Origin of the sequence: Aquabacter sp. L1I39, from assembly GCF_017742835.1 — a bacterium.
Classification (GTDB): Bacteria; Pseudomonadota; Alphaproteobacteria; order Rhizobiales; family Xanthobacteraceae; genus L1I39.
Window position 1 is genome coordinate 4,789,361 of the sequence record NZ_CP072392.1, and the last position, 14,646, is coordinate 4,804,006.

At 67.1% G+C, this 14,646-nt stretch carries 14 protein-coding genes and 3 tRNA genes; 9 read left to right on the forward strand and 8 right to left on the reverse strand.

Annotated features, from left to right (window positions below):
- Positions 1-10 precede the first annotated feature (10 nt).
- Genes J5J86_RS21685 through J5J86_RS21695 form a run of 3 tightly spaced genes read right to left on the reverse strand, consistent with a single transcriptional unit; the run spans position 11 to position 2,262 of the window.
- Complete coding sequence (locus J5J86_RS21685) at positions 11-889, reverse strand: polysaccharide deacetylase family protein (protein WP_209102028.1); 879 nt, start codon at positions 887-889, stop codon at positions 11-13.
- Positions 890-931: 42 nt separating this feature from the next.
- Complete coding sequence (locus J5J86_RS21690; RefSeq protein WP_209102030.1) at positions 932-1,606, reverse strand: aldolase/citrate lyase family protein; 675 nt, start codon at positions 1,604-1,606, stop codon at positions 932-934.
- Positions 1,603-2,262, reverse strand: a complete 660-nt coding sequence (locus J5J86_RS21695) for a cysteine hydrolase family protein (protein ID WP_209102031.1) — start codon at positions 2,260-2,262, stop codon at positions 1,603-1,605. The genes J5J86_RS21690 and J5J86_RS21695 overlap by 4 nt, the downstream gene beginning before the upstream one ends.
- A gap of 339 nt (positions 2,263-2,601) precedes the next feature.
- Here J5J86_RS21695 and J5J86_RS21700 point away from each other — a divergent pair, with 339 nt between their 5' ends.
- Entirely contained in the window at positions 2,602-3,327 is a 726-nt protein-coding gene (locus tag J5J86_RS21700) for a GntR family transcriptional regulator (protein ID WP_209102032.1), read from the forward strand.
- 72 nt (positions 3,328-3,399) lie between these two features.
- A complete protein-coding gene (locus tag J5J86_RS21705; protein ID WP_209102034.1) occupies positions 3,400-4,419 on the forward strand; it encodes a linear amide C-N hydrolase in 1,020 nt (339 codons plus the stop codon).
- A 156-nt stretch (positions 4,420-4,575) separates the two neighbouring features.
- Here J5J86_RS21705 and J5J86_RS21710 read toward each other — a convergent pair.
- The 4 genes from J5J86_RS21710 to J5J86_RS21725 form a co-directional block, all read right to left on the reverse strand.
- Positions 4,576-4,651, reverse strand: a tRNA-Ala gene (locus tag J5J86_RS21710).
- Between the two features lie 101 nt (positions 4,652-4,752).
- A tRNA-Ala gene (locus J5J86_RS21715) sits at positions 4,753-4,828 on the reverse strand.
- A gap of 101 nt (positions 4,829-4,929) precedes the next feature.
- A tRNA-Ala gene (locus tag J5J86_RS21720) sits at positions 4,930-5,005 on the reverse strand.
- Between the two features lie 128 nt (positions 5,006-5,133).
- Complete coding sequence (locus J5J86_RS21725) at positions 5,134-5,532, reverse strand: TIGR02300 family protein (protein ID WP_209102036.1); 399 nt, start codon at positions 5,530-5,532, stop codon at positions 5,134-5,136.
- Between the two features lie 180 nt (positions 5,533-5,712).
- Between J5J86_RS21725 and aroA the strand changes: the two genes are divergently transcribed.
- The 7 genes from aroA (at position 5,713) to J5J86_RS21760 (ending at position 12,784) form a co-directional block, all read left to right on the forward strand.
- Complete coding sequence (gene aroA, locus J5J86_RS21730) at positions 5,713-7,104, forward strand: 3-phosphoshikimate 1-carboxyvinyltransferase (protein ID WP_209102037.1); 1,392 nt, start codon at positions 5,713-5,715, stop codon at positions 7,102-7,104.
- A gap of 7 nt (positions 7,105-7,111) precedes the next feature.
- Positions 7,112-7,741 carry a (d)CMP kinase gene (gene cmk, locus J5J86_RS21735; protein WP_209102039.1) on the forward strand — a complete coding sequence of 210 codons (630 nt, stop codon included), beginning with the start codon at positions 7,112-7,114 and terminating at the stop codon, positions 7,739-7,741.
- Positions 7,742-7,902: 161 nt separating this feature from the next.
- Positions 7,903-8,130 (forward strand): 30S ribosomal protein S21, encoded by a 228-nt coding sequence (gene rpsU / locus J5J86_RS21740; RefSeq protein ID WP_209102041.1) that lies wholly within the window; start codon positions 7,903-7,905, stop codon positions 8,128-8,130.
- Positions 8,131-8,508: 378 nt separating this feature from the next.
- Positions 8,509-9,984 carry a glucose-6-phosphate dehydrogenase gene (zwf, locus tag J5J86_RS21745; RefSeq protein WP_209102043.1) on the forward strand — a complete coding sequence of 492 codons (1,476 nt, stop codon included), beginning with the start codon at positions 8,509-8,511 and terminating at the stop codon, positions 9,982-9,984.
- 40 nt (positions 9,985-10,024) lie between these two features.
- A complete protein-coding gene (gene pgl, locus J5J86_RS21750) occupies positions 10,025-10,732 on the forward strand; it encodes a 6-phosphogluconolactonase (protein ID WP_209102045.1) in 708 nt (235 codons plus the stop codon).
- A 12-nt stretch (positions 10,733-10,744) separates the two neighbouring features.
- Positions 10,745-12,397 (forward strand): glucose-6-phosphate isomerase, encoded by a 1,653-nt coding sequence (pgi, locus tag J5J86_RS21755; RefSeq protein ID WP_209102047.1) that lies wholly within the window; start codon positions 10,745-10,747, stop codon positions 12,395-12,397.
- 153 nt (positions 12,398-12,550) lie between these two features.
- Positions 12,551-12,784: a hypothetical protein gene (locus J5J86_RS21760; RefSeq protein WP_209102049.1), complete on the forward strand. Its 234-nt coding sequence runs from the start codon at positions 12,551-12,553 to the stop codon at positions 12,782-12,784.
- 140 nt (positions 12,785-12,924) lie between these two features.
- Here J5J86_RS21760 and oxlT read toward each other — a convergent pair whose 3' ends face one another.
- Positions 12,925-14,232: an oxalate/formate MFS antiporter gene (gene oxlT, locus J5J86_RS21765; RefSeq protein WP_209102051.1), complete on the reverse strand. Its 1,308-nt coding sequence runs from the start codon at positions 14,230-14,232 to the stop codon at positions 12,925-12,927.
- Positions 14,233-14,646: the final 414 nt, after the last annotated feature.

Consider the following 14,646-nt stretch of genomic DNA (forward strand, 5'->3'; position numbering starts at 1 on the left):
ACGGAACCGCTCACTTGCCCCTCACGCCCTGGTACCAGTCGTAGATCTCCTCGCCATTCCACAGCAGCACGTCTCCTCGGCTGCGGGCATAGTCGTAGACCGCCTCCAGATACTTGATGCGGTGGGGTTGGCCGGAAATGTAGGGATGGATGGCCACCGCCAGGATCTTGGCGCGATCTCCGCCTTCCATGTGCAGGCGGTCGAGCGAATCCTTGAAGCGCTGCAGCCAATAGGGCGATTCATGATTGGCGATGGCCATCATGGGGATGTCGTTGTGCTCCACCGTGTAGGGCAGCGTCACCAGCGGGCCGGAGGCGGTGGAGATTTCGCAGGGCTCGTCGTCCCACACCCAGTCACCGATATATTTGACGCCGGCATCCACGAGGTTCTCAGGGGTCTCGAAGGTCTGGGTCAGGCCCGGGCCAAGCCAGCCGATCGGCCGCTTGCCCGTGAACTTCTCGATCACGTCCATGGACTTGAAGATGGTGCCGCGCTGGTCCTCCACCTTGTGGATGGGCTGCTGGTCATACATGTGGCCCATGAATTCCCAGCCGGCATCGCGCGCCTCGCCGGCCACCCGCTCGTAATCCTCGCAGACGCGGGCATTGATGGAGAGGGTCGGGCGGATGCCCAGGCGCTTATAAAGATCGAAGAAGCGCCACACGCCCACCCGCATGCCGTATTCGTGCCAGCTCCAATTGGGCACGTCGGGCAGCAGCGGCACGCCCTGCGGCGGGGAGAGGATCTGGCGCGCCATGGGCCGGTTGATGTCCCACACCTCCAGATTGACGATGGTCCACAGCACCACGCGGGCATTGCCCGGCAGCTTCAGCGGCGGGCGGTCGACGATGGCGGAATAGGGGGCACGGTCACGGGGCAGAGTGGGCATGTTTACCTCACTGGAATGCGGGGGTGGGATGGACCCTCAAGGTCACGCAGCAGCCTCCCGGAGCGCGGCGATGGAGGGGGACAGGAGCGGGGCGAGCCCCGAATAGAGAAGGCGCGCGCCCCGTCCGACCCAGGTTCCGGCGGTGGCGGCGGAGACGGGCAGGCCGAACGGGCGCCCGAGGGCGGCGAGCCTTTCGGCCACGTCCGCCACCGCCTGTTGCACCTGCGGATGGCCGGCATCCCCGGACAGGCCCATGGAATGGGACAAATCGTTGGGGCCGATGAGGATGAGGTCGATGCCCGGTGCGGCCGCGATCTCCTCCAACGCGGCGATGCCCGCCACCGTCTCGATCTGCGCCACCAGGAAAAGATCCGCGCAACGGCCCGAGGTCTTGGCCACCGCCACAAGCTCCGCGCAGGCCGCCGCATCCTCCACCTGGGGCAGGACGAGGCCGTCGATGCGGCAATCCAGGTAACGCGTCAGAAAGGCCGGGTCGCGGGTGGGCGAGCGCACCAGGGCCGCCATGCCGCGCGCCTGCGCCGCCCGGGCAAGAACCACAACCCCTTCGATGGAGACGGGCGTCCGCTCGCAATCGATGAACAAGGCCTCGACGCCTGCATCGGCCAGCGCATCCACCACCGGCAGGGCGACGCCGCCGGGATTGACCGCCAGGACGGGGCGTCCCCCGCTCACCATGCTCTTCAGGCGGCGGCTCATGGCGCGCCGACGCCTTCGGGGGCGCCGAGGACCGCGATGACGTCCACGGCCGGCATCACCCAGCCGAAAGCGGTGCGGATACAGGCAAGGCCGGCATCGTGGAGGGCGGGACCATCCATGGTGTCCACGCAATCCTCCACCACGATCACGGCGAAGTCCCGCACATTGGCGGCGGTGGTGGTGGCGAGCACGCAGGAATTGGTGTTCACGCCGGTGACCAGCAGCATGTTGATGCCGTGGGCGCGTAGCGTGAATTCCAGGTCGGTGCCGATGAAGCAGTCATAGCGCTTCTTGGTGCGCACGACGAAATCGCCCGGCGCCTGAAGCTGCGGCATCACAGTGCAGCCCGGGCTGCCTTCCAGATTGTGGCGCAGCACATTCTTGCGGGTGGCGCTGGGGTCGTCCGCGCGGGTGCGCCAGAAGGGATTGGCGCGAATCTCCGTCTCGTCGCGATAGGAGGTGACGAGATGGATGACCGGCACCCCGGCGCCGCGCGCCCAGCGGAACAGCACATCATTGGCCGCGATCACCCGCTCGGCCACCTCGGGCGAGGTGGGCATGGTGGCCACATCCATGTCGAGATGGCCGCGATGCAGATCGATGGCGACCACGGCGGGCCGGACCTGGTCCAAACCGAAATCGAAGGACTTCAACACGTTGGCGCTCCCCCTCGGCGTGGTGCGCGCGGCATGGGCGACCCGGCGGACACTCCGCCGGCGCCTGAGCCGCTCCGGCGCGAGGGCGGCAGGCGCCGCCGATCCGTCCGGGATGATCCGAGTATGAATACAATTCCACTCCCGTCAACGAGTCATGTATACATTTCGTGATCATTTCTGAGGCAGAAATTGCCTCTGTTTCGAGCATTTTTGTTATTTCGCAGTGCAAAATTGATCCTGTGCAATTTCAATGCGCTGCAAATCCGTAAGACGATTGTATCCTTGCGAACGCACCGGCCCTGCTGGTATCAAATTCAACGAGAACCCCTGCCGAGCATCATGTCAGACACCCTCGTCGAACCCTCAGAGCCGGATCGCGCCCCCACCCGCTCCCTCTCGGTGACGGACAGCATCCGCGCCGCCATCCTTTCGGGCACGTTCGAGGCGGGGGTGCGCATGCATGAGGTGCGCCTTTCCGAATGGCTCGGCGTGTCGCGCACGCCGGTGCGATCAGCCCTTCAGACGCTCGCCTCGGAGGGCTTGCTCGAATATGCACCCAATCGCGGCTATGCGGTGCGCAAGTATCTCACCTCCGAGATCGTCGACGCCTATGAGATCCGCGCCATGCTGGAATCCCTGGCGGCCCGCTTCGCTGCCGAGCGCGGCCTGAAGGAAGAGGAGCGGGCGGCCATCGAGCGCTCGCTGGCGGACGGCGACGCCCTGCTGGCCAAGGGCGAGTTGACCGAGAATGATCGCATCTCCTACGGCGCCATCAACTTCGCCTTCCACGACACGATCCACCAGGCGGCCCGCTGCCGGATGCTGGGCGACATGGTGCGGCTGTGCCAGTCGGTGCCCCAATCCTCGCACCGCAACGTGGTCTCGTTCGAGCTTCTGGACGTGCGGCGGCGTCACGACGACCATCACCGCATCTATGACGCCATCATCATGTCGGAGCCTCACCGGGCCGAGCTTTTGATGCGCGAGCATGTGGCCAGCGTGAAGACGTCCCTGGTGCGCTCCATCACCGGGCGCCCTGCCCCGCTGCGCCGCGCGCCGGGCTGACAGGCCGCCTCATTCCCCCTAACGTCACCTGCGCCGCCTCAGAAGCGGCAGGTTACGTTAGGAGAGCGCACCATGTGCACCAGGACCCTGTTCGTCAGCGACGAGGGCATCGTCATCACCGGACGCAACATGGACTGGAAGGAGGACATGCGCACCAATCTGTGGGCGTTCCCCGCCGGGATCACACGCGACGGTGCGGCGGGGCCCAATTCCCTGCGCTGGGCATCGAAATATGGCAGCGTCATCGCCGCCGGCTATGACATCGGCACGCCGGACGGGATGAACGAGGCGGGTCTCGTGGCCAATGCCCTCTATCTGGTGGAATCCCAATATGCCGCACCCGTGGCCGGGCGGCCCTTCCTGTCCATCTCGCTGTGGGCGCAATATGTCCTCGACAGCTTCGCCACCGTCGCCGAGGCGGTGGAGGAACTCAAGCGCGAGACCTTCAACCTCCTCGCCCCGCCGCTGCCCAACGGCGTGCAGACGACGCTTCACCTCGCCCTTTCGGACGCCACGGGCGATTCGGCCATCCTGGAATATGTCGGCGGCAAGCTCGTCATCCATCATGGCCGCGCCTATACGGTCATGACCAATTCGCCCACCTATGACCAGCAACTGGCTTTGGTGGAATATTGGAAATCCATCGGCGGCCTGGCCTTCCTGCCGGGCACCAACCGCGCCGCCGACCGCTTCGCCCGCGCCGCCTTCTATCTGGACGCCATCCCCCGCAAGCCGGAGCCGCAATACATGGCGGGCGTTCCCGGCCAGACCTTCGCCCGCCAGGCCCTCGCCTCTGTGCTGAGCCTGCAGCGGTCGGTGAGTGTGCCGCTGGGCATCACGACGCCCGACCAGCCCAACATCTCATCGACCATCTGGCGCACCATCTCCGACCATAAGGAGAAGGTCTATTATTTCGACTCGGCCACCCGCCCCAACGCCTTCTGGGTGCGCCTGGACAAGCTGAACCTGAAGCCCGGCGCGCCGGTGCTGAAACTCTCCATCGCCGAGGGCCAGGTGTTCGCCGGCGAGGTGTCGGAGCATTTCGAGGCTGGCGGCGATCTCCACTTCATGCCGGCCGCGCCGCCCGCGTGAGTTCGGCGCCCCCGGCCCCCAGGCTGGCCCCAAAGCAAGACGGCCGCGCACAGGCGCGGCCGTTCAGCAATGAGGCACGCATGGGCACCGCTCTGGCCCCTCAGGGCCGGTGCGACCTGTCTTCCAGGCGAGGGAGGAGAAGTGAGGGAGGAGAAGTGGTGGAGCCAGGCGGAATCGAACCGCCGACCTCTTGAATGCCATTCAAGCGCTCTCCCAACTGAGCTATGACCCCACCGGGCCACGGACCCTTGCGGACCCGTTGGAACTGCCGCGTCAGTCGGGACAGCGTGCCCATCGGCACATGCGCCCCGTCCGCGCGTTGGGACAGAAAAGTGGTGGAGCCAGGCGGAATCGAACCGCCGACCTCTTGAATGCCATTCAAGCGCTCTCCCAACTGAGCTATGACCCCACCGGGCCACGGACCCTTGCGGACCCGTTGGAACTGCCGCGTCAGTCGGGACAGCGTGCCCATCGGCACATGCGCCCCGTCCGCGCGTTGGGACAGAAAAGTGGTGGAGCCAGGCGGAATCGAACCGCCGACCTCTTGAATGCCATTCAAGCGCTCTCCCAACTGAGCTATGGCCCCACCGGACCGCAGGCTGCGCTTTTTCTCCCGGAACCGGGAAAATAGCGTCGGGAAGACCTGCGGCAGGGTGCCCGGCGACTCATGTCCGCCGAGCGAGAGCGGCCTTAAAGCACAGGCCGCCGAACCTATCAAGCCTCTTCGTCGTCCTCGAGGCCCTCGCCGATGAGGTCGGAGACGTCGTCCCCATCATCCTCATCCTCTTCCAGGAACGTGTCGTCGTCGCCATCGGCAACGATGTCCTCGTCCACATCAATGTCGTCGGCCGCAGCCGGCGTCTTGGCGGTGGTGGATTCCGCGTCGGCTTCCTCGAGGCTGATGACCTCGACGTCCGCAACGTCCTCACTATCCTCTTCGACGGCGGCCGCGCGGGCTTCCCCACGGGTCGCCCCGCGGGCGACAGGCTCGAAATAGGACCGGGGATAGGACTCGCCCGTATAGGGAGAGACCACCGGGTCCTTGTTCAAGTCGTAAAACTTGCGGCCTGTGATCGGACAGACACGCTTGGTGCCGAGTTCTGGCTTCGCCACAGCGATATCCTTGGCCTCCAAAATCGAGGGGCCTCCATTGGCGAATGCGCCTGCCCATGTCAAGGCGGAATCGCAGAGGGGCGGATGGCCAGCAGCAGCGGCGGCATGCTAGAGGGCGCCCCAACGACCTGAAACGGCCGCGCGCGATGCCGCGCCGGCTCAAAAAATGCGGGAGCCGCCATGTCTGCTCACAGTTCCCCTGTCCAGGAACCCTCCTCGGCCCCGCAGGCCGGCCACGGCCATGGCGCTGCCCCCCGGCCCGCCACCGCCCTGCCCTCCCAGGGGCTGAAGGGCAGCGTGCGCGTGCCCGGCGACAAGTCGGTCTCCCATCGCGCCCTCATCTTCGGCGCCCTGGCGCATGGCGAGACCCGCATTTCCGGCTTGCTGGAAGGCGAGGACGTGCTCAACACCGCCAAGGTCTGTGCCGCGCTGGGCGCGACCGTGGAGCGCCTGGGCGAGGGGGAATGGCGGGTGGAGGGCGTCGGCGTCGGCGGCTTCAAGGCCCCGGCCGAGCCGCTGGACTTCGGCAATTCCGGCACCGGCGCGCGCCTCATGATGGGCGCGGTGGCCGGCAATCCCATTGCCGCTACCTTCGACGGCGATGCCAGCTTGCGCCGCCGGCCCATGAAGCGGGTGCTCGATCCGCTGCGCGCCATGGGCGTAGCGTTGGTCAGCTCCGCCGAGGGCGAGCGCCTGCCGCTGCGCCTCCAGGGCCTCTGCGACCTCTCCGCCTTCACCTATGAGACCCCCGTCCCCTCGGCCCAGGTGAAATCCGCCGTGCTGCTGGCCGGCCTTGCCGCCGCCGGCGAGACGGTGGTGATCGAGAAGGAAGCCACCCGCGACCACACCGAGCGCATGCTCACCCATTTCGGCGCCGATGTTCAGGTGGTGCCCGAAGGTGCCCATGGCCGCCGTATCACGCTGAAGGGGCGCCCAGAGCTGAAGGCGGCGCCCGTGCTGGTGCCGTCCGACCCCTCCTCTGCCGCCTTCCCCATCGTGGCGGCGGTGATCGTGCCGGGCTCTGACGTATTGATCCGCGACGTGATGATGAATCCGCTGCGGATCGGCCTCATCACCACGCTGAAGGAAATGGGCGCCGCCATCGAGACGGTGGCCGAACGCACCGAGGGGGGCGAGACGGTGGCTGACCTGCGTGTGCGCCATTCCCATCTGCGCGGCGTCGAGGTGCCCCCAGAGCGGGCGCCCTCCATGATCGACGAATATCCCGTGCTGGCGGTGGCCGCCGCCTTCGGCGAGGGCACCACCCTCATGCGTGGCCTGTCCGAATTGCGGGTGAAGGAGAGCGACCGCCTCGCCGCCGTCGCCGACGGCTTGGCCGCCTGCCATGTGGCCCATGACGTGCGCGGCGACGACCTCGCGGTCCATGGCACCGGGCGGGTCGCTGGCGGCGGTCCGGTGGCCACCCACATGGATCACCGCATCGCCATGTCCTTCCTGGTGATGGGCCTTGCCAGCGACCGGGGCGTCAGCGTGGACGACGTGACCTTCATCGCCACCTCCTTCCCCACCTTCATGCCCATGATGGCGGGCCTTGGCGCCGTGATCCGGTGAGAGCAGCATGATCATCGCCATTGACGGCCCCGCCGCCTCCGGCAAGGGCACGCTGGCCCGGCGGCTCGCCGCCCATTTCGGCCTGCCCCATCTGGACACGGGCCTGCTCTACCGGGCCGTGGGAGCGCAATGCCTGGCCGACGGGCGGCTGGGCGACGAGGCGGCCAGCGTGGCCGTGGCCGAGGACCTTGACGTGAGGACCCTCGACCCCGAGGCGCTGCGCACCGCCGCCATCGGCGAAGCAGCATCCGTTGTGGCGGCGCGGCCCGGCGTGCGGGCGGCCCTGCTCGACCTCCAGCGCCGGTTCGCCGCGCAGCCGGGCGGCGCGGTCCTGGACGGGCGCGACATCGGCACCGTCATCTGCCCGGACGCGCCGGCCAAGCTCTTCGTGACGGCCAGCCCCGAGGTGCGGGCGGAGCGCCGTTACAAGGAATTGATCGGTCGGGGCGAGCCTGCCCGCTTCGAGGACGTGCTCGCAGACATCCGCATTCGGGATGCCCGCGATTCCGGCCGCGCCTCGGCGCCACTGGCCATGGCCGAGGATGCGGCGCTGCTGGATACCACCCAGCTTGGCATCGAAGAGGCCTTTGCTGCGGCGCTTGCTCTGGTGGACTCCGCCACCTCCCGCCACCCCTGAGCCAGCAAAGGTTATGGCGGTGTGGACAGCCCCCCGGACTTCTGATAAGTGAGCGCTCCTCTGGACGACTCGACGGTCGGCCGCTGGCCGCCTGCATCGTCCGACACAGTTTCTTTCCAGGTTCGAATTCGGATCGGCGCAACAGCTCGAAGAGGCATCACGTGCAAGTTCTCGTCCGCGACAACAATGTTGATCAGGCCCTCAAGGCGCTCAAGAAGAAGATGCAGCGCGAGGGGATCTTCCGCGAGATGAAGCTGCGTGGACATTACGAGAAGCCGTCCGAGAAGCGTGCCCGCGAGGAGGCCGAGGCCATCCGTCGCGCCCGCAAGCTCGCCCGCAAGCGCGCCCAGCGCGAAGGCCTCCTGCCCTCCAAGCCCCGCGCCCGCTGAGCGGTCCGCGCGGCTGAACCCGCCTCGGCCTTGCGCTGGAGACGACGGGTTCGGGCGCCTTCGACATCGTCCGTCCGATTGAGTGAAAACGGTTCGTACGCTGAGGCGCGCGGGCCGTTTTTGCATTGGAGGGCCCGGCTCTCTTCGGCCGGTTCGGCGTTCGATCCTCAAGGCCGGCGTTAAGCCTTTTCCCGCATCGGTCGCACCACTGCCGTGAAGGATTTGCTAGAAGGGAAGAGTGGGGTCCAAGGGTGGCGGATCGAATCGATTTGGCCCGTGGCGCCCCGGCGGATGAGACGAGGGACCGCGAACCCGTTCGCAGGAACCCGCGTTCGTCTCCAAGAGCGACGGCCCCCGCCGTCGAACCGGAGGACAGGAATGGCTGCGCGGGTGATCACGGTGGACCCCTTCGACATCGTCGTGTTCGGTGCCACGGGCGACCTCGCCAAGCGCAAGCTGCTCCCGGCTTTGTTTGAGCGGGATCTCGCTGGGCAATTGCCCGATGATGCCCGCATCATCGGCGTCTCCCGGCGCGCCATGGAGGATGCCGAGTTCCGCGCCTTCGCCCGCGACGCCATCGAGAGCGGCGAGCATGGCCGGCCCGATGAGGCTGCCATCACCCGTTTCCTTGAGCGCCTGCAATATGTGGAGGTGGACGCCAAGTCCGACCTCGGCTGGCACGAACTGGAGACCCGGCTCGCCTCGGCCCCCGACAAGATCCGCGTCTTCTATCTCGCGGTCGGGCCGGACCTGTTCGACGATATCTGCGCCCGCATCGGCGCCCATGGCCTCGTCACGCCCAAGACCAGGGTGGTGGTGGAAAAGCCGGTGGGCAAGAATCTGGCCTCCGCCCGCGCGGTGAACGAGGCGGTGGGCCGGGTCTTCCCCGAAGAGGCGGTGTTCCGCATCGACCATTATCTCGGCAAGGAGACGGTGCAGAACCTGATGGCGCTGCGCTTCGCCAATGCCCTGTTCGAGCCCATCTGGAACCACGCCCATATCGACCATGTGCAGATCACGGTGGCCGAGAGCGTCGGCACCGCCGGCCGCGCGGGCTATTACGACACGGCGGGCGCGCTGCGGGACATGGTGCAGAACCACATGCTCCAGCTGCTGTGCCTCGTCGCCATGGAGCCGCCGGTCTCCATGGACGCCGATTCGGTACGCGACGAGAAGCTGAAGGTGTTGAAGGCGCTCGAACCCATCAACGAGCAGAACGTCGCCGCCCTCACCGTGCGCGGCCAGTATCGCGCGGGTGCCTCCGCCGGCGGGGCGGTGCCCGGCTATATGGAAGAATTGGGCGGCACCGAGCCGAGTGCCACCGAGACCTTCGTGGCGCTGAAGGCCGAGATCGGCAATTGGCGCTGGGCGGGCGTGCCTTTCTATTTGCGCACCGGTAAGCGGCTGGCCAGCCGCATGTCGGAGATCGTGGTGGCCTTCCGGCCCATTCCCCATTCGGTGTTCGACGGCCAGGCCGGCCCCATCATGGCCAACCGCCTCGTGATCCGCCTGCAGCCGGACGAGGGCGTGAAGCTCTGGCTCATGATCAAGGACCCCGGCCCCGGTGGCATGCGCCTTCAGCATGTGCCGCTCGACATGAGCTTCGCCGAGGCCTTCGGGGTGCGCAATCCCGACGCCTATGAGCGGCTCATCATGGATGTGGTGCGGGGCAACCAGACGCTGTTCATGCGCCGCGACGAGGTGGAAGCCGCATGGCGCTGGGTCGACCCGATTCTGGAGGCTTGGCGCGCCTCGCGGGAATTGCCGCGCCCCTATACGGCGGGCACCTGGGGGCCATCTGCCGCGGTGGCGCTCATCGAACGGGATGGCCGCACCTGGGCGGACGATGTATGAGGCTTGATACTCCCTCCCACCCTCAGGAAGGTCCCGCCGCGTGACGCTCACGCCCGTCTCCCTGTCCGCCTATGCGGATCCGACCGCGCTCGCGCGGGCCTTGGCGGCGCATGTGGCCGACGCGCTGCGGGCGGAGCTGGCGCGGAGCGGGCGGGCAAGTCTGGCTGTCTCTGGCGGGCGCACGCCCACCCGCTTCTTCGAGACGCTCTCTGGCGCCCCTCTCGACTGGGCGCATGTGGTGATCACGCTCGTGGACGAGCGCTGGGTGCCCGAGACCTCCGATCGCTCCAATGCTGCGCTGGTGCGCCGGCACCTGCTCCAGGGCCCAGCGGCTGCGGCGCGCTTTCTGCCGCTCTATAACGACGCCCCCTCCCCCGAGGCGGGCCTTGCCGCCCTGGAGGCCGAGGCGGCCGCACTTCCCTCGCCTTTCGCGGCGGTGGTGCTGGGCATGGGGGATGACGGGCACACCGCCTCCTTCTTCCCCGGCGCCGACGCCTTGCCCGCGCTCCTTGATCCGCAGGGGACGGCCCAGCTCGGCGTGGCCCATGCGGCGGCCGCCGGAGAGCCGCGCATCACCTTCACCTTGCCCCCGCTGCTGGCGGCGCGCGCCCTGTTCCTTCATGTGGAGGGAGAGCGCAAGCGCGCTGTGCTGGACGCGGCCCGCGATGCGGGGCCGGAGGGCGATCTACCCATTCGCGCGGTGCTGCGCCATGCGGCGCGGCCCCTTGATGTCTTCTGGTGTCCGTAAGGAACACAGGCCATGACCGCTTCCGCCCCCTCTCTGTCCCGTGACGACCTGCCCGCTTTGTGGACCGCGCTCGCCAAGGCGTGGGCAGCGGGGGCGAGCACACCCCTGGTGGACCTGTTCGCGGACAGCGCGCGCTTTGACGCCTTCTCGGCGGCGTGCGACGACCTGCTGCTGGACTTCTCCAAGACCGCCCTCACCCGCGACAGCCTTGACTTGCTCCTGGACCTCATGCGCGCGGCCGGCGTGGAAGCACGGCGGGACGCCATGTTCGCGGGCGAGCGGATCAACATCACCGAGGACCGCGCTGTGCTGCATGTGGCGCTGCGCGAGACGGCGACGCCCGTCCTGCTCGACGGGATGGACGTGAAGGGCGATGTGCGCGCCACCCTCAAGGCCATGGCGGGCTTTGCCACCGCCGTGCGCACGGGGGTGCTGGCGGGCGCAACGGGGAGCGCCTTTACCGACGTGGTAAATATCGGCATTGGCGGCTCTGACCTCGGGCCGGCCATGGCGACGCTGGCGCTCGCCCCCTATCATGACGGCCCGCGCTGCCATTTCGTCTCCAACGTGGATGGCGCGCACCTGACCGACGTGCTGCGCGGCCTGAACCCCGCAACCACGCTCTTCATCGTCGCCTCCAAGACCTTCACCACGGTGGAGACCATGACCAATGCCCGCTCGGCGCGGGCCTGGATCGTCGAGGCCTTGGGCGAAGGGGCCGTGGGCGATCATTTCGCCGCCGTCTCAACGGCGCTGGACAAGGTGGCCGCCTTCGGCATTTCGCCCCAGCGGGCCTTCGGGTTCTGGGACTGGGTGGGCGGCCGCTACTCGCTGTGGTCCGCCATCGGCCTGCCGCTCATGATCGCCATCGGTCCGGAGGGGTTCTCGGACTTCCTGGCCGGCGGCGCCGCCATGGACGCCCATTTCCGGAAGGCCCCTCTTGAGGCGAACCTGCCGGTCCTGCTGGCGGCCGTGGGGCTCTGGCACCGCAATGTGTGCCTTTATCCAAGCCGCGCCGTCATTCCCTATGACCAGCGGCTCGCCCGCTTCCCGGCCTATCTCCAGCAATTGGACATGGAGAGCAACGGCAAGAGCGTGAAGCTGGACGGCACGCCTACCGATCGGCCCACCGGCCCCATCGTGTGGGGAGAGCCCGGCACCAATGCCCAGCACGCCTTCTTCCAATTGCTCCACCAGGGCACGGACGTGGTGCCGGTGGAATTCCTCATCGCCGCCAAGGGCCATGAACCGCTCCTCCAGGTGCACCAGAACCTGCTGATCGCCAATTGCATCGCCCAGTCCGAGGCGCTGCTGCGGGGACGCACGCTGGCGGAGGCGCAGGCCCAGCTGACGCAGCGGGGCTTCAGCGCTGAGCGGGTGGCCGAGCTGGCGCCGCATCGTGTCTTCCCCGGCAGCCGGCCTTCCGTGACGCTGGCCTATCGCCAGCTCGATCCCTTCACGCTGGGCCGCCTCATCGCGCTCTACGAGCACAGGGTGTTCGTGGAAGCGGCGGTCTGGGGCATCAATGCCTACGATCAGTGGGGCGTGGAGCTGGGCAAGGAAATGGCCACCGACCTTTTGGGCGCCGTGCAAGGCGGCCCCCTCCCCACCTCCGTCACGGGGTCGGCAGGCGGTCTGATCGGCCATTTGCGGGGCGTCGCCTAGGCGTGACTCGTGTTGCTATGCAGCATCGCAGAAGCAGCATGCGTATTTTGTATACCACGCAGGCGCAAAATTAGGTCAGTATGCCCTCCGTAACCGGGGCGCTCTTGACGTCCCCGTCTTGGAGCGCCCGCGCAGCGGGTTCCGGAGGATGACATGACTGCCTTTGACCTGACCGCCCTCGGTATTGTCGGCATGGCCCTCACCGGCGCCCTGACGGGGTTTGCCGAACCGCGCGCCGTCATGGCGGCTGCCGGCGAACCCGGCGTGCCGGTTGCGCTGGCCCTGGAAGATGCCCCTGCCGCGCGGACGGCTTCGGTTGGCTTCGGTGGCGACCGCCGCAAGACCGACGAGGATCCTGCTTGGGCTTCCTTCCCCCGCGCCTTCTGACCTGTTGCCTTCCGCCTTCAAAACGAAAGAGGGGCGGGTTACCCCGCCCCCAGTGGGCCGGCCGGAAACGCGTCGTGGCCGGCGGGAGGTTTGCGTTGAGGGATCAGCCGGCATGCCGGTGAAGGCGACCGGCTGCCCGTTCAGTGCGTCCTGGCTTCCATCACCTCGGGCGAGGTCACATCGCGCTTGGCCTCGGCCACGAAGCGGGCGCGCATGGGCTTCAGGACGAAGATGGCCATCAGGGCCGCCACCGCATTGACGCCCGCCGTCAGGGCGAACACCAGGTCCCAATTGCCATAACGGGCGACCATGATGCTGGCGAACGGCACCACGAGGGAGGCTGTGCCCTTGGCGGTGTAGAGGAAACCCGCATTGGTGGTTGCGAACTTCGAGCCGAACGTATCGCCGCAGGTGGCGGGAAAGAGCGAGTAGATCTCGCCCCAGGCGAAGAAGACGAGGCCGGTGAGGATCACGAAAGCCACCGGATTGGCGCCGAAGTGACCGAGCGCCAGCACGCCAACCGCTTCCAGGGCGAAGGCGATGAACATGGTGTTCTCGCGACCGATATTGTCCGACACCCAGCCGAAGAAGGGGCGGGTAAGGCCGTTCAGCACCCGGTCAATAGACAGCGCGAAGGTCAGCGCCGGCATGGTGATGCCGATCAGGCTCACCGGCACGTTGGCGATCTTGAAGTCCTTGGCGATGGAGCCGAGCTGGGCGGTGGCCATCAGGCCGCCGGAGGCCACCAGCACGAACATCAGATACATGACCCAGAAGACCGGGGACTTGAGCATCTCCACCGGGCCGTAATTGCGCCGGGACTGCACGATGGCGGTGCTCTGCGCCTTGGGCAGCTGGCCGGGCTTGGGCACCTGGAGCAGGAAGGACAGCACCAGCACCACGCCGCCTTGAATGAGGCCGAAGAACAGGAAGGTGTGCTGATAGCCCTGTGCGGCGATCATGGCTGCGATGGGCACGATGGTGAGCGCCGAGCCGGCGCCGAAGCCAGCGGCGGTGATGCCCGCGGCGAGGCCGCGGCGATCGGGGAACCATTTGAGCGCAGCACCCACGCAGGTGCCATAGACCGCGCCCGCGCCCACGCCGCCGATGGCAGCCGCCACATAAAGCAGGGTCAGGCTGTCGGCGATGGAGTTCAGCGCCCAGGAGGCGGCGCACAGGATGCCGCCGATGAAGACGACGATGCGCGGACCGAACTTGTCCACGAACCAGCCTTCGATGGGAACCAGCCAGGTCTCGGTGACCACGAAGATGGTGAAGGCCACCTGGATGGCGGCCCGGCCCCATTGGTGCTTCTCATTGATGGGTTCTACGAACAGCGTCCATCCATATTGAAGATTGGCGATCATCGACATGCAGATGACGCCGATGAACAGCTGCAGCCAGCGCCCGCCAACGGGGCCACTGCGCGCGGTTTCGACTGCCGGCATTTCCTTCCCTTCCCTTATGGTCAACTGGGGTCATGGCGTCAGGCGCGAGGCGCCTTCGGCTTCGATGAACGGCCCGTGACGGTCGCCATTCTTGTTTGGCGTTGAGACCCGACTGGCGCCGGGAAGGTCCGCGCGCGTGCGCGGGGACCTGACAGGTGGAGCGCGTTGTGGCGCAAGGCCGGCCTTGGCGTGCCGGTTCGACTCAAAGGCCCCGGGAGGGGCGAGGGCCTTAGAGTGAATTCAAAATACCAAATACCGTATGCAATTTACTGCTATGTAACGGCTAAACGCCTCGCTTTCGCGCGCGAGAAAGCCTGAATAGAGCGTGGTTTTTGCTGATAAAATTACCAATTCGATGGGCGCTTTATTGAGATTTCACTCATGTGTCAGTGAATTATAGTTTGGGACTTTGCC

Bases quoted from the DNA above. Each gene is read 5' to 3' on its own strand.
- oxlT (WP_209102051.1), bottom strand. From the start codon at position 14,232: ATGCCGGCAGTCGAAACCGCGCGCAGTGGCCCCGTTGGCGGGCGCTGG.
- J5J86_RS21700 (WP_209102032.1), top strand. From the start codon at position 2,602: ATGTCAGACACCCTCGTCGAACCCTCAGAGCCGGATCGCGCCCCCACC.
- pgi (WP_209102047.1), top strand. From the start codon at position 10,745: ATGACCGCTTCCGCCCCCTCTCTGTCCCGTGACGACCTGCCCGCTTTG.
- aroA (WP_209102037.1), top strand. From the start codon at position 5,713: ATGTCTGCTCACAGTTCCCCTGTCCAGGAACCCTCCTCGGCCCCGCAG.
- J5J86_RS21705 (WP_209102034.1), top strand. From the start codon at position 3,400: ATGTGCACCAGGACCCTGTTCGTCAGCGACGAGGGCATCGTCATCACC.
- zwf (WP_209102043.1), top strand. From the start codon at position 8,509: ATGGCTGCGCGGGTGATCACGGTGGACCCCTTCGACATCGTCGTGTTC.
- J5J86_RS21690 (WP_209102030.1), bottom strand. From the start codon at position 1,606: ATGAGCCGCCGCCTGAAGAGCATGGTGAGCGGGGGACGCCCCGTCCTG.
- cmk (WP_209102039.1), top strand. From the start codon at position 7,112: ATGATCATCGCCATTGACGGCCCCGCCGCCTCCGGCAAGGGCACGCTG.
- J5J86_RS21760 (WP_209102049.1), top strand. From the start codon at position 12,551: ATGACTGCCTTTGACCTGACCGCCCTCGGTATTGTCGGCATGGCCCTC.
- J5J86_RS21685 (WP_209102028.1), bottom strand. From the start codon at position 889: ATGCCCACTCTGCCCCGTGACCGTGCCCCCTATTCCGCCATCGTCGAC.